Consider the following 19,584-nt stretch of genomic DNA (forward strand, 5'->3'; position numbering starts at 1 on the left):
ATTACGCGGCTTCGTACACTTCCTCACGGACCCAGTCGTAGCCCTTGTCTTCGAGTTCGGACGCGAGCGAGGCGTCGCCGCTCTTGACGACCTTGCCGTCCAGCATGATGTGGACGTGGTCCGGCTCGACGTATTCGAGGATACGCTGGTAGTGAGTGATCTGGAGGATACCCGTGCCCTGCTCGTCGCGCAGTGCGTTGATACCCTTCGAGACGTCCTGCAGGCGGTCGATGTCGAGACCGGAGTCGATCTCGTCGAGCACCGCAATCGAGGGCTCGAGAATCGCGGCCTGAAGGACCTCGTTTTGTTTCTTCTCGCCGCCGGAGAAGCCGGCGTTGAGGTAGCGTTGCATGAACTTCTCGTCCATGTCGAGGAGGTCCATCTTCTCCTTGAGGAGCTTCTGGAACTCGGCGACGCCGACTTCGCCGTCGTCGACGTTACCCTCCATCGGGGAGGTGTCGTAGCCGGCTTCCGCTTCTTCTTCCTCGTCGTCCTCGCCGAAGAGGAGCTCCTCGCGCTCGTCGATTTTCGCGTTGAGCGCGGTGCGGAGGAAGTTCGTCATGGTGACGCCCTCGATTTCCGCGGGGTACTGGAAGCCGAGGAAGATACCGAGCGCGGCGCGCTCGTTCGGCTCCAGTTCCAGAAGGTTCCACGTGCGGGCGTCGTCCGGGATTTCGACGTCGCCGAAGTCGTCGTCCTCCAGGTGAAGGAGGATTTCTCCGTCGGTTACTTCGTAGGCGGGGTGTCCGGCGATGATTTTAGAAGTCGTAGACTTGCCGGAGCCGTTGGGACCCATCAGCGCGTGGATCTCACCGGATTTGACTTCCAGGTCGACACCTCGCAGAATCTGCTCACCGTCTTCCTCCGCGACTCGTGCGTGGAGGTTCTTGATCTCGAGAGTTGCCATCGTTGGTTCGTTGCCTCGTACTCGAAGGGTAGGGAGTATCGCCCATAATGCTTGCGCATTCACCCCCGCCACCTTTTGCAGAAAGAAAATTTGTTTTCAAATCCGCAAAGAATCGGAGCGATTCGCGACACGCGTCCGGGTTTCGGACAGCCGAACACCGTTACGGTCCCGCCGACTATGTAACCAGATGTGGTTTCGTGAGTCCCCGTTGCGAACGCTCACATGAAACTGCCGAGGCCGGTCTGTTCCTGCCCGCTTTTCACCTCGTCCCACGACATCCCGAGCGCCTCGATGACGCGGGAGATGGGCCCTTCGAGCGTCTTTGTGAGCATCGTCTCCCAGTCGACTTCGAACTCCTCGGGAATCTGGTCCGCGTACTCGAAGCAGATGACGTCGGGGTCGCGCTTGAACTCCCGGTAGAGGTCGTCGACCTGCGGGTCGAACTCGCCGGCCTCCATCTCGCGGAACCACGACGGGTGGACCTTCTTGAGGTAGACCCGCTTCGGCTTCGACCCCCGACCGAAGTTCGTCCCGAGGAAGGCGTTGGCGTACTGCGCCCCGCGGACGTGTGCGGTCGGCGTCTCGTACGCCGAGAGGCGCTTGCCGATGCCGCCGGGGATGCCGGCCTGTTCGAGCGGCAGGTTCCCCGACTCGAAGTCGGTGATGATGTCGTGGAGGTAGTCTTTGATGACTTCCGTCTCCTCGCCGTGGACGATCATGTCGATGACGTCCTTCTGGACCTCTTTGGTTATCTGCGCGATGTCCGACCGTTTGTACTCGAAGCCCGTGATATCGATGTCGTCGACGTCCTTGCCCTCCTTCCAGACGATGTGGCCCGCGTAGCGCTTCTTTTTCCCCGCCTGGAAGAACCGCCGGTAGAGCTTCTCGAACTCGATTTGGAAGCGGTGTTCGTCCGCGCCCAACTCGTCGCGCGCGAAGTCGTCGTAGGCGGCGTTGATGTGCTCCTCGATGTCGAACGACTGCTCGATGGCTTCTTCTTTCGACACGTCGGGGCCGAGTTCGAGCATGACGCTGTCGGTGTCGCCGTAGGCCACGTCGTAGCCGATTTGGTTCGCGGCCTGTTCCGTGAACTCGATGACCTTCCGCCCGGTCGCCGTCACCGCCGCGCCCATCTCCTTGTCGTAGAGTCGGAAGCGGTCCCAGCCCAGCACGCCGTACAGCGAGTTCATGATGACCTTCACCGCGGCCTGCTGGCGGTCGAACTGCTCGTACTCCGACGAGCCGGGGTCGTGGGAGTTCCGTAGCGACTTCTTCTCCTCCCGCTCGGTGAGGAGTTCGTCGACCATCTCCCGAATCATGCCGTCAGGCTCCTGTTGGAAGTGCGTCCCGTTGGGCGCGCGGAACATCTCCCCGTCGTAGCGCTCGGGGTCGACCTTCGTCTCCGGCGACGCGTTGATGGTCACCATGCACATCGGATACAGCGACTTCAGGTCGAGCACCGTGACGTTCTCCTTGACGCCGGTGATGGGGTCGAACACGGCCCCGCCCTCGTAGTCCTCCGACTCCTGTTTCCCCTTCGAGGGGAGCGCGAACTCGCCGTGGACCTTGTGGAGCACGTAGATGTCGACGGTGTCGCCGGGCGTCGGCGCGTCTTCGAGCTTACAGCCGACGAACGTCCGCACCTCGTCCCAGAAGGCGATGATGTCCTGTTTCCGGTCGATTTCGACGCACAGCTCCACGTCGCGGAGGTTGTATTCGAGCAGGCGCTCGGGGTCTTCCTCCCAGAGGTCGCCGATGTCGCCCGAGTAGCGCTCCTTGCCCGCGTCGAGTTCGAGTTCGCCGACCGCGTCGAGGCGGTAGGATTCGAGTTCGGTGAACTGAGTGCGCTTGTAGGCGTACAGCAGGTCGAAGACGACGCGTCCCTTGATGTCCGGGCCGCCCCAGCCGCCGCGCCAGACCTCGCCGAGCCGCGACATGCGGTTGTAGTCGAGGTTCAGGTCGGTCGTCGGGTCGACTTCCTCCAACCGGTCGAGGAAGTACGGCGCGTCGAAATCCTCGAAGTTCCACCCGGTGAGGATGTCAGGGTCGGTCTCCTCGATGTACGCGAGGAAGGCGTCGAGCATCTCGGCCTCCGCGTCGAACGTCCGGACCTCCACGTCCGCGTCCTCGCCGAGAAAGTCGTAGTTCGGCAACGCGTCGGGGCGCTTGCCGAGGCCGTCTTCGGCGACGGCGTGCCAGACGACGTACTCGTCGCGGTGGGAGTCGTGGCTGGTCAGACAGATAATCGGCTCTTCGCCCTCCTCGGGGAAGCCGTTCCGGTCGTTGACCTCGATGTCGAAGGTGTTCACCCGGAGGTTCGCGTCGACCTCCGCGGGCGCGACCTCCTGGTGGGGAATCTGAATCGTCCCGTCGCCGTCGTCGAGGCGGCGCGCGGGGACGCAGACGCCGCTTTTGATGTCCTTGTCGATAAGCAGGCGGTTCGGAAAGAGGATGTCCGCCTCGTAGTGGTCGAACTCGTCGCGAATCTGGCCGACGTCGCGGGGGGTGCGGCCGAAAATCTTCGTCAGTTCCTCGCCGCGAATACTCTCGAACCCGTCCTCGGTGCCGGTGATTACGTCCTTGTCGAGCGCGTCGTCGTCGAGGCTGTCAGTGGGCGCGTAGAAGTACGGTCGGAACCCGAGCACGCGGACGTGCTCGGTCTCGTCGTCCGCCGTCCGACCGAAGATGTGAATCACCGGGTACTCGTCGCGGCCCGCGCCCTCGATGGTGTAGTCGACCTGCGTGACGGCCAGTTCGACCGTCCCGTCCGGGTCGGGAAACCGCACCTCGTCCGTGTCGATGACGTCGGAGACGTGCTGGCCGGCGTCGCCGGCGACGATGGCGGCCTCCTCGTCAGGCCGCGCGTCGCCCGCGCCGTCGGCGTCGTTCCCCCCGAAGTCGGTCAGACCCGTCTGCGTCATGGCAGTCGCTTCGGCGGCGCGGCTAAAAACCCCGGCGTTTCCGCGAACCGCACCCCGAATCACGGAAAGACATTTACCCATGTATGACATTCCTTGTCACACGATATGACCGACCACGCAACTCCGGAGCGGTGGGATGGCACGATCGACGGCGACGGACCGACTGGTCCGACGGGAGCCGAGACGGTCGAATCCTACGATATCGACGGTGGCGTGGTGTTCTACGACGCGGAGAACCCACTCGCGTGGGTCGAGGCCTCGCGCTCGATGCGCCTCGACGACTGCGCCTGACTCGGCCGAAACGGACACTTTTTCTCGGCACGGCGTCTCGACGCGAGCGTGACGGACGACGAGCGACGCGAGGGAACAGCCGCCGACGCGGCCGACGGGGACGACGACGCGGAGCGTCCGTCGGCGGACATGGCCTCGAAAATCGACCCGGAAAAACGGTGGGGCGACCCCGAGGCCCGCTGGGACCCGGAAACCCGCTGGGGGAACCCCGAAAAGGACCTCCCGACGATTCCCCGCGTCCGCATCCCCGGCGAAGACGCCGGCGACGGCGACGACTCCAACGGCGAGGGCGACGATGCGCCGGAGTTCTCCCCCGACGTGAACCCCGAAGTCGCCCGACTGTTCTGGGCGAGCGTGGTGCTCGCCAACGTCGGCCTCGCGGGACTCACGGTGGGACCGATGCTCGTCTACTTCCGCGGCGACACGCTCCTCGGCGGCGGCCTGTTCCTGTTCGGCGCGGTCGTGCTCGTCCGCGTCTACTCCATCTACCGGGAGTTCAAGCGAGGCGAGTGGCGAGACGACGAGGGTGACGACGGCGATGAAAGCGACGACAGCGACGGAGATGACGCGGACGACGGCGGACCGACCGAAGACGCAGGCAACGCGGACGGCCCCGCCGCGGACGCTCCCGAGCGCAACCGCTAACAGTCACTGCGCCCTTCATCGGCACATATGCGAACCGTGCGCGGGCCGGACGGCCGGACGTACCTCCTCGTCAAGCAGTCGAGCGACGCCAGCCGCGTCCGCGACCCGGAGACCGGCGAGGAGCGACACCTACCGAACGACGACCTCGAAGCCGTGAGCGGCGAGTCCCCGCTCGAAACCGCCGCGCGCGCCGTCCCCGAACCCGCCCGGCGAATCCTCGTCGCGGTCCCGACCGAGCGCGGTCTGGGCCTGCTCGTCGACCTCGTCGACCGCGGGCCGCTCCCCGTGGTCGACCTCCTCGGTGCCTACGACCTCTGCGAGAGCGACCTCCACGGCCTCTTGACCGAGTTCCGGGCCGCCGACCTCGTCGCCGAGGCCACGGTCTACGGGGAGCGCGGCTACGAGGCGACCGACGCCGCGAAAGAAGGAATCGAGCTCCTGCGGGCGAGCGAATAAGCGCCGAGGAAGGGGCGACCGCCCTCAGTCGTCCGCGAGCGCGCCCTCGATGGTCGGCGCGTCGGTCCGCTCGACCGTCGAGCGGTTCGTCGTCGGGTTCTTCTCCACGCGGACGAGGTCGTCGGCCGCGCCGACCAGCTTGTCGTCGTGGCTGACGATGAGAATCTGCTTGACGCCGCGGCTCTGCATGTCCTCGACGAGGTCGACCAGCCGCGAGACGTGGCCGTCGTCGAGGAAGACCGTCGGCTCGTCGAGGATGAGCGGCGGAAGCGGCGCCGCGCCGTCGATTCCCTCGGCGAGGAGCCGGTAGATGGCACACCGGAGGCTGAGGTTGAACAGGGCGCGCTCGCCGCCAGAGAGCTGTTCGGGTTCGAGCGCGGTGCCGTCCTTCTGGAACACCGTCAGCCCGTACTCGCCGTCGAGCCGGATTCGCGAGTAGGCGTCGTTGGCGTAGACGAGGTCGAACGTCTCGTTGAGCATCCGTTCGAGCACCTCGACGTTGCGCTGGCGAAGCTCCGCCCGGAGGTCGCCGTAGGTCGATTCGAGCGTCGAGACCTCCTCGTGGACCGATTCGAGGGCGTCCACGCGCTCGGCGAGGTGTTCGCGGCGCTCTCGGAGGGCGTCCAACTGTTCGAGTTCGGCCTCGACGCCGCCGACGCGGCTCTGGAGTTCGTCGCGGTCGTCGCGCAACTCGGGAAGCACCTCGTCTTCGACCCGTTCGAGGTACGCCGCGGCCTTCTGCTTGCGCTGTCTCGCCCCCTCGACCGCCTCCTCGTCGACCGTCTCTCGGAGTTCGTCGCGGCGCTCGCGGCGCTCTCGGAGGTGTTCGCGGCGCTCGCGGTTCACCTCGGCGAGCGTCTCGCGCTTCTCGCGGAGCCGGTCCCGCGCGTCGATTTTCTCGGCCCGCGCGTCGACCACCGACTCGACGCGATCGAGTCGGTCGCGCCGGTCGCCGAGGGCGTCGAGGTCGGATTCGAGCGATGCGACCGTCTCTGCGACTTCCTCGGCCCGCTCGGCCTGCGTCGTCGCCGCCTCGCGTTTCTCTTCGGCTTCGGCTTCGAGTTCCGCGGCCGCCTCGCGCTTCTCCGCGGCGGCCTCGCGGCGGCTCTCGACGGTCTCCTCGCGGTCGGCGATGCGTTCGTCCACGAGGTCGAGTCTGTCGCGCTGGGAACTCGCGCGGGTCTCGACTTCGACCAGCGCCTCGGCCGCCTCGACGGCCGCCGAGCGCGACTCGACCGCCGATTCGAGCGATTCGCGGTCGGCCTCCAGCGACTCGACCGCGGCCTCGCGCTCGCTGATGGCGTCGACGTGGGGCGACCCCTCGACCGGCTGTCCGCACTCGGGGCACTTGCCCGCGTCGCGGAGGCGCTCGGCCTCGGCGAGCCGCTCGCGCGCGTTCTTCAGTTCGGTCTCCGTCTCCGCGAGCGACTCGCGGGCGTCGGACCGCGCCTCCCGTCGTTCTTCGAGGAGGTCGGCGGCCTCGCCGAGTTCGACGGGTGCGTCTTCGAACCGCGCTTCGGCGTCGTCGAGCGACGACCGAAGCTCGGCGCGCGTCTCGCGGAACGATTCGAGCTCTCGCTCGGCCTCGGCGGCGGTCTCCGCGTCGGCGTCGGCGGCCTCGCGTTTCTCCGCGGCGCGCGATTCGAGGTCGTCGGCGCGCTCGGCGAGCCGCTCGGCCTGCGTCTCGAACGCCTGCGCCCGCGTCCGCGCCTCCGAGAGGTCGTCGCGGAGTTCCGCCTCGCGCTCCGACAGCGCCTCGCGCGCGTCGGCTATCGCCTCGTCGCTCGCGTCGTCGAGGTCGGCCCGAGCGAGGGCGTCGTCGATGTCCGATTCGAGTTCGTCGGCGGCGGCGTCGAGTTCGCGGATTCGCTCCGAGAGGTCGTCTCGCTTCGTCTCGTCCGCGGAGATCTTCGCGGTCAGGTCCTCGATTGTCGCCTCGATTTCGTCGAGTCGATCCCGCTTTTCGGCGTGTTCGTCGAGCGTCGCCTCGGCGGCGTCGAGCGCCGACTTCGCCTTGTCGCGCTGGTCCTCGTAGTTCGAAATATCCTCGTCGAGGGAGTCGAGTTCGGATTCGAGCGCGTTGAGCGTCGCGTGGAGGTCCGCGTCCTCCTTGGCCTCGATTTGCGACTCGACGTCTTCGAGGACGCTCCGCTTTTTCGTCAGCACGTCTTCGACCCCGAGCCGGGCGTTGCCGGCGCGCTCGCGGTACGTTTCGAGCTTCCCGAGCTGGAGGAGGTCGTCTATCATGTCCTGCCGCTGGCTCGGCGTCGCGTTGATGAGCTTGTTGACCTCGCCCTGCTGGACGTACGCGCAGTTCACGAACGCCTCGGCGTCCATCCGCAGGAGCGACGCGACGTGCCGGCGAACGTCGCGCGCGCCTTCGACGGTCCCCTCGGGACCTTCGAGGACGCACTTCGCGGTGGTCGCGCGGTCGCCGGAGACGCGAATCCGGCGGTCGATGCGGTACTCGCCGCCGTCGTGGACGAATTCGAGCGCGATTTCGGCGTCGTCCGCGCCCGTCGTCACCACGTCTTCGAGCGGCCCCGCGAGCGCCTTCGAGCCGTAGAGCGCGAAGAAACACGCTTCGAGGAGCGACGACTTGCCACTACCGTTGACGCCGTGGATGACCGTGACGCCGTCTCTGAGGTCGAGTTCGGCGTCCTCGTAGGGCTTGAAGTTCCGGATGGCGATGCGGGTGAACCTCACGCGAAATCACCCAGCGAACTGTCGCGACTCGCCGCCGGGTCCGCGGGGGCCTCCGAGTCGGTGTCGGCGGTCGTCTCCGGGTCGGTCTCGGTCGTCTCCGGGTCGGTCTCGGTCGCGTCTTCGGCGGCTTCAACGTCTTCAACGGTTTCGGAATTCTCGCCTTCGTCCTCACCTTCGGTCTCGCGCTCGGCGGCGACGAAGGCGTCGGGGTCGTCCGAGAGGAGCGATTCGACGCGCTCGCGCACCTCGTCGCGGACGTTCGAGTCGGCGACCTTGCTCGCGCGGACCGTCTCGTCCACGTCGAGGGCGGCGCTCGACAGGCCCATCTCGCGGACCCGCTCGCGCACCGCGTCGTCGGGGTCGGCGAAGGTCACGTCGGTCGCCAGGTCGGCGTCGTCGTCGATGTCGCGTTTGTCGTTGACGCGGGCGACGAGCGCGCCCTCCTCGACGGCGAACGACTCGACCGCCGCGGGCGTGACGGCGTCGCCCTCGCCCCGCAGTTCCACGATGACGACCGCGTCTTCGACGTCGAACTCGCGGACGCGCTGGCGGACGCGCTCGATGCCCTCGTCGCCGGCGAGGTCGACCTCGACGAAGGCGAACGGGCGCGTTTCGAGGGTGCGACGGCGGATGTCGACCGCGTCGGGCGCGAACTCGACGAGGTTGTAGCCGCGCGGGTCGCGCTCGGTCGCGCTCGCGCGCTCGGTCGACCCGCAATAGGTCACCCACGTCCCGTCGAGGTCGGCGGTGTCGGGGACGTGGTTGTCGCCGAGGAGGACCGCGTCGAAGTCGACGTTCGACTCGGCGAGGACGGTTTCCGTCTCCCAGTCGGCGTGCGCGAACGGCGTAAACAGACCGTGGGCGACGAGCACCGCGCGCTCGGCGTCGTGGGGTTCGAACTGGTAGTCGAGTTCGTCGCGTCGGGAGCGCGGGACGTGGTCGAGCCCGTAGAAGGCCACGTCGCCGACGACGTGGGGGTCGCGTCCGAGCCTCGTCGCCAGTCCGAGGCGCTCGAAGAGGTCGAGCCACTGGCCCCCGCGGGTCGACTCGTGGTTGCCGACGATGGCGAGGAAGGGAATCCCGGCGTCGTCGAGGCGGCGGAGCGCGGCGAGCGTCCCGAGGAGGTCGGGGAGTTCGGGACGGCGGTCGTGGTAGAGGTCGCCCGCGTGGACGACCGCGTCGACGTCGCCGTCGAGCGCGTCCGCGACGACCCGCTCGAAGGCGTCGAGGAAGTCCTGTCGGCGCTCCGGCGAGTGGTACTGCTGATACCCGATGTGGGTGTCGCCGGTGTGTATCACCCGTGTCATCTATCACCCGGTTCGCCACCGCCGCTGAAAACGGTTGTGCGACCGGAGCGGAAGTGGTCGGCGTCCCGCGGTCGCCGCTCGGCGGCGCGAGACGTCCGGTTCGACTCGTCGGTGGCGTCCGCGAGCGCGATGCGGAGTCGGTCGAGGTCCGCGATGAGCGCCCGCCCACGACGCGCGCAGTCGTGGTGTCCGCGTCGAGCGGCCTCACCGACCGCTCGGCGGAGCGTCAGTTCGCCGCCGTCGGAGAGAAAGCGGGCGGCAGAAGAAAGCGACTGGAAGGCGTCACGCGCGTCGGCGACGACCTCGGCGGGCGGGCGCGACTCGGGTCGGTCGTCGATATCGGCGTCGGCGTCGGCGAGCGCGGAGAGCGCGCGGCCGACGTCGTCGGGAGCGGGCGAAGACATGTGCCGTCGTGGCCGCGCGTTCGGATTTAAATGTTGAGCGTGTAGAGCCGCTTGCGCGCGTCGGAGAACGAAAACCGGGAGTCGACCGCGCCCTCGTCTTCCAGCCGAGAGAGCGCGTAGCGGACTGTGCGCGGGGGCAGAAGCGATTCCTCGGCGATCTGGCTCTGGGTGAGCGTGTCCTCGTAGTCGAGAATCTTCGCGACCAACTTCGCGCTCGGGGGCATGTCCCGAACCGACGCCCAGCGGTCGTCTGCGTCGGGTTCGGACTCGCGTTCGACTGCTTCCGTAGTACTCATCGTACGAGACACCAAGCGATGCTATTAGATAATATTTGCTATCCATGAATATTACTGGGGGGAATTTATGTGACGCGCGTCAGACTCGTCATCCGGGCGGCAGACGCGCCCTAGGCGGCGAATCCCTCACACACCCGAAGCCTCTTATGAACCTGCACCCTATGCCGGATGATGACCGATACTGTGGACGACGTCGATCTCCCCTACGATAAGGACTCGGCGTCGCAGCAGGAGAAGATCACCGCCCTTCAAGAGCGGCTCGAAGTTCTCGAAACGCAAAACGAGGAGATGCGCGACAAGCTCCTCGACACGAACGCCGAGAACAACAAGTATCAACAGAAGCTCGAGCGCCTTACCCACGAGAACAAGAAGCTCAAGCAGTCGCCGCTCTTCGTTGCGACGGTTCAGGAAATCACCGACGAGGGGGTCATCATCAAGCAGCACGGTAACAACCAAGAGGCCCTCACCGAAGTGACAGACGAGATGCGCGAGGAGCTCGAACCCGACGCGCGCGTCGCCGTGAACAACTCTCTCTCCATCGTCAAGCGACTCGACAAGGAGACGGACGTCCGGGCGCGCGTGATGCAGGTCGAACACAGCCCCGACGTGACCTACGAGGACATCGGCGGACTCGAAGAGCAGATGCAGGAGGTCCGCGAGACGGTCGAGATGCCGCTCGACCGCCCCGAGATGTTCGAGAAGGTCGGCATCGACCCGCCGTCGGGCGTGCTCCTCTACGGCCCGCCGGGCACCGGGAAGACGATGCTCGCCAAGGCCGTCGCCAACCAGACGAACGCCTCGTTCATCAAGATGGCCGGCTCCGAGCTGGTGCACAAGTTCATCGGCGAGGGCGCGAAGCTCGTCCGCGACCTGTTCGAGGTCGCCCGCGAGAACGAGCCCGCCGTCATCTTCATCGACGAGATCGACGCCATCGCATCGAAGCGGACGGACTCGAAGACCTCCGGCGACGCCGAGGTCCAGCGCACGATGATGCAACTCCTCGCCGAGATGGACGGCTTCGACGAGCGCGGCAACATCCGCATCATCGCGGCGACCAACCGCTTCGACATGCTCGACCCCGCGATTCTCCGCCCCGGCCGGTTCGACCGCCTCATCGAGGTGCCCAAGCCGAACGAGGACGGCCGCGAGATAATCTTCCAGATTCACACCCGGAAGATGAACGTCTCCGACGACGTGGACTTCGTCGAACTCGCCGAGATGGCCGACAACGCCTCCGGTGCCGACATCAAGGCCGTCTGTACGGAAGCCGGGATGTTCGCCATCCGCGACGACCGCACGGAGATATACATGCAGGACTTCCTCGACGCCTGGGAGAAGATTCAGCAGGAAGCCTCGGACGAGACGGAAGTCTCCCGCGCGTTCGCGTAACCGACGCGAGTCGCGTTTCGTTCCGCCCGAGTTCGGGTTTCGACTCCGTTCGAATTCACTTTTCGCGCGACGCCGACCGCAGAGTGGCTACGCGGCGAACGCGACGTACGGCAGGACAAAGAGTGCGAGGAACATCGCGGCGAGGATGAGGCCATACCCACCGAGCGTCGCGGCCGCGGTCAGCCACGATTCGCGTCGGCCGGGGAGTTCGAACGCGGACATACTCGGTCGGTCGCGGTCGTGAATCATAAATCGTCGGAATTTCCGCGACCGAGTCGGGCGCGTCACCGGGCGGAGTCGGTCGAGTCGGACGCATCACCGGGCGGGGCCGGTCGAGTCGGTCGCCTCGGCGGGTGCCGCCGCCGCGGACCCCATCAGGTAGCCGCCGAACCCGATGAACCACAGGAGCACCGGGTACGCGACGTATCGCTCGATGCCGCCCGCACCGAGGAACGCGAGCGGGTGCGGGACGCCGAGCAGACCGAACGCGAAGATGCTCGCCAAGAGCGCGAGGACGAAGCCGCCGACCACGACCGAGAGATACCGGAACGGCGTCTCGATGACCCGCGCGGCGACGACCGCCGAGAGGCCGCCGGCGAAGAACGTCAAGAGGGCGAACAGCCCGTGCATCGGGGCTTCGCTCCCGTCGAAGACGCCCACGCCGAGGACGCCCGCGCCGAGGGCGACGACCGCGGCGGTGACGACGCGGTCACCGAACGCCCGGTGGACGAAGTAGCTCGCACCGAGGACCAACAGCCCCGAAAGCACCATCGTCGCGTTGAAAATCGTCGCCGACGGCTGGAGGATGACGCTGTTGGGCGGCCTCGTCGCGCCGAGGTCGCTTATCTCCTGTACGCCCGCGTTGTAGCCGGGATAGAACGTCTCGGCGGTGATAATTCCCATGAGCGCGAGCAGGCCGAACGCGAACAGTAACGCGCCGGCGACGAACCGCTCGCGGTGGGTACTGTGGGCGCTCGGCGTCTCCGCGATTCGGTCGGACCGAGTCTCGGTCGACGGACTGCCGTCCGGTCGGGCGTCGGTGGTTGCTGTCATCGTTCTCACACCGCCCGCCTAGACGTCTGACACGCCGATAACACCGACCGCTGGCTCTTAAACCGCGAGAATCCGGAGGGTCGAGAACCCGAAGTCGTCGCCCCAACCCGAACGACTGAAACCGACCGGGTCGCACCCACAGATATGGGCACGCCACTCGAAAGCCGCGAGGCGCAGGCCGAGGAGGTCCTCGACCGACTGTACGAGGAGTACCCCGACACCACCATCTCGCTTTCCTACTCGAACCGCCTCGAACTGCTCATCGCCGTCATGCTCTCCGCGCAGTGTACCGACGAGCGCGTCAACAAGGTCACCGCGGAGCTGTTCGAGAAGTACGACGACGCCGCGGAGTACGCCGCCGCCGACCAAGAGGAGCTGGCCGACGACATCAGCTCCATCACCTACTACAACAACAAGGCGAAGTACATCCGCTCCGCGTGCGCGGACATCATCGAAAAGCACGACGGCGAGGTCCCGGACACCATGTCCGCGCTGACCGACCTCGCCGGCGTCGGCCGGAAGACCGCGAACGTCGTCCTCCAGCACGGCCACGACATCGTGGAGGGCATCGTCGTCGACACCCACGTCCAGCGGCTCTCGCGCCGGCTCGGGCTGACCGAAGAGGAGTACCCCGAGCGAATCGAAGAGGACCTGATGCCGGTCGTCCCCGAGCGCGACTGGCAACAGTTCACCCACCTGTTTATCAGCCACGGGCGGGCCGTCTGCGACGCGCGCAACCCCGACTGCGACGCGTGCGTGCTCGAAGGCGTCTGTCCCTCCTCGAAGCGCGACCACGACGTCGACCTCGCCAGCGGCGAGGCGTGGTGAGGGTTCAGCCCAACACGTAGCCGCTCAGGTAGCGGTAGATACCGAGCAACCACGCGAGAATCCAGAAGACGACGTAGCCGAAGACGCCGACGCGGAGGCGGCCGCGCCACGCGCCCATGTTCTCGTGGAGGTCGTCGAGCGACACGGTCTGGTCCGGGTCGCGGTAGAGGTTCGCCCGCCACTTGGCCTGAAAGATGCGAACGATACCCGTGAGCGCGAAGACGAGCATCGCGTACGCCTGCAGGCCGAGAATCGCGTGCAGGGCGCTGAGGCCGTTGAGTTGCTGAAAGAGCCGCGGGAGCATCCACGTGACGACCGGGACCGTGTTCAACACGAGGCCGGGGAAGATGATTTTGAGGTGGTAGACGAGCACGTCCCACGACACCGTCTCGGCGTCGATCATTATCCACGCGCCGTAGATGTAAAACGGAAAACTGGCCGTGACGGTGATCGCGGCGAGCGTGGCGAGCGTCGTCTCGTCTGCCATCGCACGGCGTTCGGACCCGGGCGGCCTAAAGGGTCCGATGCGCGGCGTTCCGTTCGAGCGCTAGACCACGGAGCGGGGGTCGAACGCCGGCCGCGACGCCCCGGATTCGAGATTTGAACCACGACTTTCGAGCACCGAACCAACTGGGCCCACGTTTCGGGGCGTCGCACGACGGGCCGCACGCGACGAGCGCGCGGTTCGGGGTCGGAACACGTTTACCGGCGTGGACCCTACTCCGGGCCGATGTCAGACTCGTCTTCCGCCCCGGCCGACGATGGCACGTCGCCGGACGCGGACGCCGACGCCGCGATGTCCGACGCGGAGCTCGCGGCCCTCCGCGAGGAGGTCGAAGCCAAGTACGACTTCGAGAACTTCGGCCCGGCCGACATGGCGAAGATGACGCCCGAGGAGTGGGACGCCGCGTTCGACCCCGACTCGTGGATCGTCGGCGAGGAGCTACTCGACCGGGTCGAACAGGAGCTCCGCTACCGCGTCGCGATTCGGGAGGTGTTCGCCGTCCTCGAACGCGTGACCGAAGACGGCGAGCCCCGGGTTCTCGCGTACTCCGACGAGGGCTACGCCGTCGTCTACCCCGACGGGAGCGTCGAGGGCGAAGGAACCGTCCTCCGCGACGTGAAACCGACCGTCGCGCTCTGTTCGATGGAGGACTTCGAGGTGAACGACGCGCCCGAGACCGTCAGGCTCCCCGAACCCGAGGAGGTCGCACAGGGGACCGGCGACTTCGGCAATCGGATGCTCCAAATCGTCGCGTTCGGCCAGTTGCTCGGCGGGGTCGCGCTCATCGGGGCGTGGCTCGTTCTCCCCGACCTCGACTCGATTATCGCGCCGCTCGCCGGGCTGGGTTTTCTCGTCATCGGCTTTTTCCTCTTTGTCGTCGTGGCCAACGCCCGGCTCTCGGACCGCTTCCGCGCCGAAGAGTACCGGGACAGACTCCGCGTCATGGGCCTCGAAGGCGGGTCGCGCCCCGAGTTCGTGCCCGAGTTCGACGGGGACGAAACCGCCGCACCGTTGATCGAGGCCCCCGAGGGAGACGCCCACAGTTCTGAGGGCTGAGCCCGACGCGAACCCTCCTCGGAAACACCCTCCGTGACGGCATAGTCGGTGGGTTTAAGCGCATCCCATCCTGACGAACGACCGTATGAAAAGGCGGGAGTTTCTCCGAACGGCTGGCGGTGCGACAGCCGCCGCGACCGCTGCCGCCGGGACCGCTGCTGCGCAGGAAGGCGGCGGTGGAGCGCAGGTTCAACCCGACTTCGGTGGCCACCTCGACGGCGTCGACGGAGGCTACGAAGACCTCCGCGGCCAAAGCGAGGTCACCATCGAGGTCGGCGCGTCCGGCAACGGCGGGAACCTTGCGTTCGCACCGGCTGGCATCTGGATCGACACCGGTACGACCGTGACGTGGGAGTGGACCGGCGAGGGCGGCGGCCACAACGTCGTCTCGAGCGAGGGCGCGTCGCTCGACTCCGGCGCGGCCGTCTCCGAGGCCGGAAGCACCTACGAGTACACCTTCGAGAGCGGTGGTATCACGAAGTACCACTGCGTGCCCCACGAGGCGCTCGGCATGCTCGGCGCGGTCGCTGTCGGCGGCGACGTGGCGACTGTGAGCACCGGCGGCGGCGGCGAGAAGGAACTGCACGAACTCGGCGTCCCGATTCAGGCACACTGGGTCGGTTCGGCGACAATTCTCGGCATCCTCGTCACCGTCATCTACACGTTCTTCATCTTGAAGTACGGCGAGTCCCCGAATACGGGTAACACCGGAGGTGGCGAGTAATGTCCTCGACCGGCAGCACGTACGGCGACATTCACCGATACGAACCGGCGCGCGAGAGCACCGCCGCGGCCATCGCAATCGTCCTCCTGACGATTATCGAGGTCGTGTTCGTGTTCCTCTTTACCTACGGCTTCGTCTCCGGCTGGGGACTGACCGACACGGGGAACATGTTCCTCGGCGGCATCCTCGCCGTCATCTTCGTTGACCTCGCGTTCATCCTCGCGCTGTACCGCAAGGAGTTCCTCCCCGACGTGATGATCGTCAAAAAGCGGCGTCGCAAGTGGGAAGACCTCTACGTCCGCGAGGAGGACGTCGACGGAGTCACCTTCAGCAGCGACGACGCGTGGGAACAGGTCAAGCGCGCGGTGTACCCCTACTACAAGCGATAAACCATGAGTCTCGAACGCAAAGACGACTACGACCACAAGGCCTGGATGAAAAAGAAGGACCTCACCCCGGTCGAGGCCACCTTCCTCACCACGCTCATCTGGCTGGATAAGCGACTCCGCATCGTCGATTATCTGGAACTTCTGGAGACCCTCTACTACCGAGTCAACCTCCAGATGCCGAAGAGCCACACCGAGCAGTACAACCTCGACAACAAGTTCTGGTACTGGTACCCCCTGTACACGCTCGGGTTGTTCTCGACGCTCGCATACGTCGTCGCGGCGATTAGCGGGGCCCTTCTCGGGTTCTACTACTCGCCCGCGACGACCGGCGACCCGACCACGGCCTACAACAGTATCGAGTTCATCATGCGCGATCTGCAGTTCGGCTTCATGCTCCGCTCCGTCCACCGCTGGGCGGCGCAGGTCATGGTCGCGGCCGTGTTCCTGCACATGCTCCGTGTCTACTTCACGGGGTCGTACAAGGAACCCCGTGAGCTGAACTGGCTCCTCGGCATCGTCCTCATCAGCCTGACGATGGTGTTCGGGTACACCGGATACCTCCTGCCGTGGGACCAGCTCGCGTTCTGGGCCGGCCAGATCGGCGTCGAGATGGCGCTGTCGGTCCCGCTCGCCGGCGAGTGGGTCGCACAGCTCCTGTTCGGCGGCTTCTCGCTGGGCCAGTCGACGCTACAGCGCATGTACATCATTCACGTGTTCCTGCTCCCGTTCGTCGTGACGACGCTCATCGCGATCCACATCGGCATCGTGTGGGTGCAGGGCATCGCGGAGCCGCACTGAGGTGACAACTATGAGCGACAACGAACCCGAAAACGAGGAGATTCGATCCGACGGCGCGGGCATCGTGGCCCCGGACGACGAGACGCCGACGTGGAGCGAGCGCAAGGCTCGCAAGACCGGCCTCTCTCGGCTTACTTACGAGTACTTCGAGCGCGCGCGCCGCGAAGACCAGGACCTCCGCACGGAGTCCGACTACGTCGAACGCGACGTGCTCGCGTTCCCCACGTGGCCCCACGAGACCGTCCGCAACCTCTCTATCGCGTCGTTCTTCGTCGGGATGATTCTGTTCCTCTCGGCGACGATGCCGCCGCACATCGGCAACCCCGCGAACCCGTCGACCACGCCGGCGGTCATCCTGCCCGACTGGTATCTCTACTGGTCGTTCGGCCTGCTCAAACTCGGCCCCCTCAACCCGGAGATCGCCATTCTGGGCGATCAGATGCTGATGGCAGACCGGACGTACGGCGTGCTGGCGAACGGCGTCGTCGTCGGCTTCATCGCCATCGTGCCCTTCCTGAACAAGGGCTCGGCCCGACGTCCCGTCGAACAGCCGTTCTGGTCCGCGGTCGGCGTCTTCGGCGTGGTGTTCGCGTTGACCATCTCGCTTCTGGCCATCAAGAACCTCATGCCCATGAACGTCGACCTGCTGTTCGACCTGACGTTCCTGCTCCCGTTCGTCTTCGGGACCATCACCTACGCGGTGCTGAAGACGATGCGCGAGGGGTACATGTACAACCTCAACCGCCGCTACTACCGGCTTCGCCCGCCGAGATAGAGCGGAACCACTACCACCCGTCCCTTCTTAGCGCCACTGATGACAGACAGCGACGCAACCGGTCGAACCGGCGAGAGCGACGGGGCGCGACGCGGACGTCGCGGCCGGCGCGACATCGTCGTCCCCATGCGGCTCTACAAGACGATTACCGTCTTTTCGACGCTCATCGCCGTCGTGAGCGTGGTCCTCGGCTTCGTCTTCCTCGACGCCGCGACGCTCCAAGTGAGCGCCCTCCGCGCGGTCGTCGCCGGCGCGCTCGGCGCGCTCGGCGTCGGCGTCGCAGACGGACTCCTCAGCACGGCGCTGGCGGTGGTCGGACTGAGCATCATCGCCTTCGGCGCGGTCGTCTACACGCTCGGAACTCGATTCCGCGCCCAAGGAATGGGAAAGTCTCAAGAGGACTCCGGCGAAGACTCGAACAATGGCTGACGAATTCATCAAGGGACTGGGTATCCTGACCGGGTCCGGACTCGCGTGGCTGGTGCTCGCGTCGTGGTACCGGACGAGCAGTTTCGAGAGCAGTAAACAGCTCATCGAGCCGCTGTCGTCCGGCGCGACCGAGGGGCTGTTCAACATCATCGGCGTCACCCTGATGGACGTGTTCCTCTGGTTCGCGCTCCTCGGCGCACTCACCTTCTGGGTGCTCATCCCCGCGGGCCACCAGATCATGTCCGCGCTCGAAGAGCGCCGCAACGCGCAGTAAGCCGACCGGGCGCGCGGTCAGTTCTCCTCTCATCTCGATTCGAGTCGCGGAAAAACCCCCCACCATAGCGGCCGCGCTCGGGGCGGCCCGCCGCGTCGGATTGGAAAAACTCTAATGAGTATCGCCCCGACGGTCCTGTATGCACCCACTACAGTTCCTCGTCCCGCTCGACCAGTTGGCGGCGGTCGAACCCATCGTCCCGCACGTGGCGCTCGTGCTCGTGCTTGCGAACTTCGTGACGCGCTTTCTCGCGCACCGGTCGCACGTTCGGCAGGCCGAGGAGGGTGGTGCGGAGGCCATCTCCCGGTACCTCCCGCACTCGTTCACGTCGGGCGGGCTCGTGCTGGCCTCGTTCCTCTATCTGCTCGTCGAGCCGCACGGCGGCATGGTGCTGAGCGTGCTGGTCGTCGGGATGTTCGTCACCGACTTCTTCGAGTTCGAAGCGCGCCAGGTCGAAGCCCGGACGGACAAGCCGCTCGAACGCCCGAACGGGTCGCTCGTCGCCGCGACGCTCGTGCTCCTGTACGCCGCGTTCCAGAGCCTGTTTTTCCTCGTCGTGGACTACTGGAACCTCATCGTCTAAGCACGCGACGCGCTCTTCTCCGCGTCGTCGCGCTCGCATCGCTCGCGAGGAACACGTATTTTCGGCGCGTCGAGCCTCGCCGCTCGGTGGCGAAGTCTCATCGACCCGCACTCACTCGACGAGAAGCGGGACGCTCCCGTCGCGGTCGACGACGACCGACTCGAACGGACGAATCTCCCGGACGACCTCGTCGTCGGCGACGAGCGAGACGCGGGCGTCGTCGCGTTCGACCGACAGTCTAATCGGGGGCTGGAGGACCCACGAGTTCGTCTGCGTCGCGTAGGGCGAGACGGGGACGACGGCGAGTCCGGCGGCCGGACCGACGACCGCCCCGCCCGCGGCGCGCGCGTAGCCGGAACTCCCGAGCGGGGTGGCGACGACGACGCCGTCGGCGCGGAACTCGTCGACGGGCGTCCAGCGCGTCGCCGCGCGCGACTCGTCGGTCGGGTCCGCCGAGAAGGGGACCGCCGTCTCCGCGTGGGCGACGCCGTACTCGGAGATGTGCGCCGGCTCGCTCGTGACGAGCATCGCGTCGAAGAGCGCGCGCGCCGGCGAGTCCTCGCCGACCGAGAGTGTCGGGTGGTCGACGACGCGGCCGCCGCCGGCGACGAACGCGGACAGTCGAGACGCCAGTTCTTCCCGCTGGGGCGACCACGGCGCGGCGCAGTCGACGGGAACGACCGGACACGACCACTCGGAGCCGAGCGCGACCGCCGAGAGCGCCGACTCGCCGACCGCGACGACGGCGTCCGCGTCGGCCGGCACCGATGCGACCGACGCATCGGCCGCTCTGACGGCGGTGGCGACCGAGTCGTCACCGACGATACCGAATCTCATCGTCGTCCACC

General features: G+C 66.5%; 23 protein-coding genes. 13 read left to right on the plus strand and 10 right to left on the minus strand.

Annotated features, from left to right (window positions below; translation table 11 throughout):
- Position 1: 1 nt before the first annotated feature.
- Complete coding sequence (locus C441_RS10610; RefSeq protein WP_007275080.1) at positions 2 to 907, minus strand: ABC transporter ATP-binding protein; 906 nt, start codon at positions 905 to 907, stop codon at positions 2 to 4.
- A gap of 218 nt (positions 908 to 1,125) precedes the next feature.
- Positions 1,126 to 3,828: a DNA-directed DNA polymerase gene (locus C441_RS10615; protein ID WP_007275081.1), complete on the minus strand. Its 2,703-nt coding sequence runs from the start codon at positions 3,826 to 3,828 to the stop codon at positions 1,126 to 1,128.
- 105 nt (positions 3,829 to 3,933) lie between these two features.
- Here C441_RS10615 and C441_RS10620 point away from each other — a divergent pair, with 105 nt between their 5' ends.
- From C441_RS10620 to C441_RS10630, 3 genes are read left to right on the plus strand one after another with little or no spacing between them, the layout of a single operon-like run.
- Positions 3,934 to 4,119: a DUF7331 family protein gene (locus tag C441_RS10620; protein ID WP_004971156.1), complete on the plus strand. Its 186-nt coding sequence runs from the start codon at positions 3,934 to 3,936 to the stop codon at positions 4,117 to 4,119.
- A gap of 48 nt (positions 4,120 to 4,167) precedes the next feature.
- Complete coding sequence (locus C441_RS10625) at positions 4,168 to 4,764, plus strand: DUF7322 domain-containing protein (protein WP_007275082.1); 597 nt, start codon at positions 4,168 to 4,170, stop codon at positions 4,762 to 4,764.
- Positions 4,765 to 4,791: 27 nt separating this feature from the next.
- Positions 4,792 to 5,220: a DUF7346 family protein gene (locus C441_RS10630; RefSeq protein ID WP_007275083.1), complete on the plus strand. Its 429-nt coding sequence runs from the start codon at positions 4,792 to 4,794 to the stop codon at positions 5,218 to 5,220.
- A 24-nt stretch (positions 5,221 to 5,244) separates the two neighbouring features.
- Here C441_RS10630 and rad50 read toward each other — a convergent pair whose 3' ends face one another.
- Genes rad50 through C441_RS10650 form a run of 4 tightly spaced genes read right to left on the minus strand, consistent with a single transcriptional unit; the run spans position 5,245 to position 9,933 of the window.
- Positions 5,245 to 7,926, minus strand: a complete 2,682-nt coding sequence (gene rad50 / locus C441_RS10635) for a DNA double-strand break repair ATPase Rad50 (protein WP_007275084.1) — start codon at positions 7,924 to 7,926, stop codon at positions 5,245 to 5,247.
- Positions 7,923 to 9,233 carry a DNA double-strand break repair protein Mre11 gene (mre11, locus tag C441_RS10640; protein ID WP_049920546.1) on the minus strand — a complete coding sequence of 437 codons (1,311 nt, stop codon included), beginning with the start codon at positions 9,231 to 9,233 and terminating at the stop codon, positions 7,923 to 7,925. Before mre11 ends, rad50 begins: the two co-directional genes overlap by 4 nt.
- Positions 9,230 to 9,637, minus strand: a complete 408-nt coding sequence (locus C441_RS19915) for a hypothetical protein (protein WP_049920547.1) — start codon at positions 9,635 to 9,637, stop codon at positions 9,230 to 9,232. The genes mre11 and C441_RS19915 overlap by 4 nt, the downstream gene beginning before the upstream one ends.
- A gap of 26 nt (positions 9,638 to 9,663) precedes the next feature.
- Positions 9,664 to 9,933 carry a helix-turn-helix domain-containing protein gene (locus C441_RS10650; RefSeq protein WP_004044086.1) on the minus strand — a complete coding sequence of 90 codons (270 nt, stop codon included), beginning with the start codon at positions 9,931 to 9,933 and terminating at the stop codon, positions 9,664 to 9,666.
- A 171-nt stretch (positions 9,934 to 10,104) separates the two neighbouring features.
- Here C441_RS10650 and pan1 point away from each other — a divergent pair, with 171 nt between their 5' ends.
- Positions 10,105 to 11,322, plus strand: a complete 1,218-nt coding sequence (gene pan1 / locus C441_RS10655) for a proteasome-activating nucleotidase Pan1 (protein WP_004971162.1) — start codon at positions 10,105 to 10,107, stop codon at positions 11,320 to 11,322.
- A gap of 87 nt (positions 11,323 to 11,409) precedes the next feature.
- Here the strand turns inward: pan1 and C441_RS20525 are convergent, their stop codons facing one another.
- Positions 11,410 to 11,544 (minus strand): hypothetical protein, encoded by a 135-nt coding sequence (locus C441_RS20525; protein ID WP_275039889.1) that lies wholly within the window; start codon positions 11,542 to 11,544, stop codon positions 11,410 to 11,412.
- A 93-nt stretch (positions 11,545 to 11,637) separates the two neighbouring features.
- Positions 11,638 to 12,375, minus strand: coding sequence for a DUF998 domain-containing protein (locus C441_RS10660; RefSeq protein ID WP_007275087.1), 738 nt, complete (start codon positions 12,373 to 12,375; stop codon positions 11,638 to 11,640).
- Positions 12,376 to 12,519: 144 nt separating this feature from the next.
- On the opposite strand from C441_RS10660, the gene nth reads away from it, so the two are divergent.
- On the plus strand, positions 12,520 to 13,203 hold the full coding sequence (gene nth / locus C441_RS10665) for an endonuclease III (RefSeq protein ID WP_007275088.1): 684 nt from the start codon (positions 12,520 to 12,522) through the stop codon (positions 13,201 to 13,203).
- Between the two features lie 4 nt (positions 13,204 to 13,207).
- Here the strand turns inward: nth and C441_RS10670 are convergent, their stop codons facing one another.
- A complete protein-coding gene (locus tag C441_RS10670; RefSeq protein ID WP_004971168.1) occupies positions 13,208 to 13,690 on the minus strand; it encodes a DUF7321 family protein in 483 nt (160 codons plus the stop codon).
- 243 nt (positions 13,691 to 13,933) lie between these two features.
- Here C441_RS10670 and C441_RS10675 point away from each other — a divergent pair, with 243 nt between their 5' ends.
- The 8 genes from C441_RS10675 (at position 13,934) to C441_RS10710 (ending at position 18,736) form a co-directional block, all read left to right on the plus strand.
- Positions 13,934 to 14,764 (plus strand): DUF7319 domain-containing protein, encoded by an 831-nt coding sequence (locus tag C441_RS10675; RefSeq protein ID WP_007275089.1) that lies wholly within the window; start codon positions 13,934 to 13,936, stop codon positions 14,762 to 14,764.
- A gap of 85 nt (positions 14,765 to 14,849) precedes the next feature.
- Positions 14,850 to 15,488 (plus strand): halocyanin domain-containing protein, encoded by a 639-nt coding sequence (locus tag C441_RS10680; protein WP_007275090.1) that lies wholly within the window; start codon positions 14,850 to 14,852, stop codon positions 15,486 to 15,488.
- Entirely contained in the window at positions 15,488 to 15,877 is a 390-nt protein-coding gene (locus C441_RS10685; RefSeq protein WP_007275091.1) for a DUF7318 family protein, read from the plus strand. The genes C441_RS10680 and C441_RS10685 overlap by 1 nt, the downstream gene beginning before the upstream one ends.
- Positions 15,878 to 15,880: 3 nt before the next feature.
- Positions 15,881 to 16,675, plus strand: a complete 795-nt coding sequence (locus tag C441_RS10690; RefSeq protein WP_004044094.1) for a cytochrome b — start codon at positions 15,881 to 15,883, stop codon at positions 16,673 to 16,675.
- A gap of 10 nt (positions 16,676 to 16,685) precedes the next feature.
- Positions 16,686 to 17,450, plus strand: coding sequence for a cytochrome bc complex cytochrome b subunit (locus C441_RS10695; RefSeq protein ID WP_004971172.1), 765 nt, complete (start codon positions 16,686 to 16,688; stop codon positions 17,448 to 17,450).
- A 39-nt stretch (positions 17,451 to 17,489) separates the two neighbouring features.
- The gene (locus tag C441_RS10700; protein ID WP_007275092.1) at positions 17,490 to 17,879 is read left to right on the plus strand and encodes a DUF7315 family membrane protein; all 390 of its coding nucleotides are present in this window, start codon (positions 17,490 to 17,492) and stop codon (positions 17,877 to 17,879) included.
- Positions 17,872 to 18,153: a DUF7314 family protein gene (locus C441_RS10705; RefSeq protein ID WP_004971174.1), complete on the plus strand. Its 282-nt coding sequence runs from the start codon at positions 17,872 to 17,874 to the stop codon at positions 18,151 to 18,153. The genes C441_RS10700 and C441_RS10705 overlap by 8 nt, the downstream gene beginning before the upstream one ends.
- 139 nt (positions 18,154 to 18,292) lie before the next feature.
- Positions 18,293 to 18,736, plus strand: a complete 444-nt coding sequence (locus C441_RS10710; protein WP_007275093.1) for a DUF7313 family protein — start codon at positions 18,293 to 18,295, stop codon at positions 18,734 to 18,736.
- A gap of 111 nt (positions 18,737 to 18,847) precedes the next feature.
- Here C441_RS10710 and C441_RS10715 read toward each other — a convergent pair whose 3' ends face one another.
- Positions 18,848 to 19,573 (minus strand): NAD(+)/NADH kinase, encoded by a 726-nt coding sequence (locus C441_RS10715; RefSeq protein ID WP_007275094.1) that lies wholly within the window; start codon positions 19,571 to 19,573, stop codon positions 18,848 to 18,850.
- Between the last annotated feature and the right edge of the window lie 11 nt (positions 19,574 to 19,584).

The organism is Haloferax sulfurifontis ATCC BAA-897 (assembly GCF_000337835.1).
GTDB classification, from domain to species: Archaea; Halobacteriota; Halobacteria; order Halobacteriales; family Haloferacaceae; genus Haloferax; species Haloferax denitrificans.

Bases quoted from the DNA above. Each gene is read 5' to 3' on its own strand.
- C441_RS10690 (WP_004044094.1), top strand. From the start codon at position 15,881: ATGAGTCTCGAACGCAAAGACGACTACGACCACAAGGCCTGGATGAAA.
- C441_RS10685 (WP_007275091.1), top strand. From the start codon at position 15,488: ATGTCCTCGACCGGCAGCACGTACGGCGACATTCACCGATACGAACCG.
- C441_RS10615 (WP_007275081.1), bottom strand. From the start codon at position 3,828: ATGACGCAGACGGGTCTGACCGACTTCGGGGGGAACGACGCCGACGGC.
- C441_RS10650 (WP_004044086.1), bottom strand. From the start codon at position 9,933: ATGAGTACTACGGAAGCAGTCGAACGCGAGTCCGAACCCGACGCAGAC.
- C441_RS19915 (WP_049920547.1), bottom strand. From the start codon at position 9,637: ATGTCTTCGCCCGCTCCCGACGACGTCGGCCGCGCGCTCTCCGCGCTC.
- C441_RS10610 (WP_007275080.1), bottom strand. From the start codon at position 907: ATGGCAACTCTCGAGATCAAGAACCTCCACGCACGAGTCGCGGAGGAA.
- C441_RS10715 (WP_007275094.1), bottom strand. From the start codon at position 19,573: ATGAGATTCGGTATCGTCGGTGACGACTCGGTCGCCACCGCCGTCAGA.
- C441_RS10710 (WP_007275093.1), top strand. From the start codon at position 18,293: ATGCACCCACTACAGTTCCTCGTCCCGCTCGACCAGTTGGCGGCGGTC.
- C441_RS10705 (WP_004971174.1), top strand. From the start codon at position 17,872: ATGGCTGACGAATTCATCAAGGGACTGGGTATCCTGACCGGGTCCGGA.
- C441_RS10660 (WP_007275087.1), bottom strand. From the start codon at position 12,375: ATGACAGCAACCACCGACGCCCGACCGGACGGCAGTCCGTCGACCGAG.
- pan1 (WP_004971162.1), top strand. From the start codon at position 10,105: ATGACCGATACTGTGGACGACGTCGATCTCCCCTACGATAAGGACTCG.
- mre11 (WP_049920546.1), bottom strand. From the start codon at position 9,233: ATGACACGGGTGATACACACCGGCGACACCCACATCGGGTATCAGCAG.
- nth (WP_007275088.1), top strand. From the start codon at position 12,520: ATGGGCACGCCACTCGAAAGCCGCGAGGCGCAGGCCGAGGAGGTCCTC.
- C441_RS10670 (WP_004971168.1), bottom strand. From the start codon at position 13,690: ATGGCAGACGAGACGACGCTCGCCACGCTCGCCGCGATCACCGTCACG.
- C441_RS10700 (WP_007275092.1), top strand. From the start codon at position 17,490: ATGACAGACAGCGACGCAACCGGTCGAACCGGCGAGAGCGACGGGGCG.
- C441_RS10675 (WP_007275089.1), top strand. From the start codon at position 13,934: ATGTCAGACTCGTCTTCCGCCCCGGCCGACGATGGCACGTCGCCGGAC.
- C441_RS10630 (WP_007275083.1), top strand. From the start codon at position 4,792: ATGCGAACCGTGCGCGGGCCGGACGGCCGGACGTACCTCCTCGTCAAG.
- C441_RS10695 (WP_004971172.1), top strand. From the start codon at position 16,686: ATGAGCGACAACGAACCCGAAAACGAGGAGATTCGATCCGACGGCGCG.
- C441_RS20525 (WP_275039889.1), bottom strand. From the start codon at position 11,544: ATGTCCGCGTTCGAACTCCCCGGCCGACGCGAATCGTGGCTGACCGCG.
- C441_RS10680 (WP_007275090.1), top strand. From the start codon at position 14,850: ATGAAAAGGCGGGAGTTTCTCCGAACGGCTGGCGGTGCGACAGCCGCC.
- C441_RS10620 (WP_004971156.1), top strand. From the start codon at position 3,934: ATGACCGACCACGCAACTCCGGAGCGGTGGGATGGCACGATCGACGGC.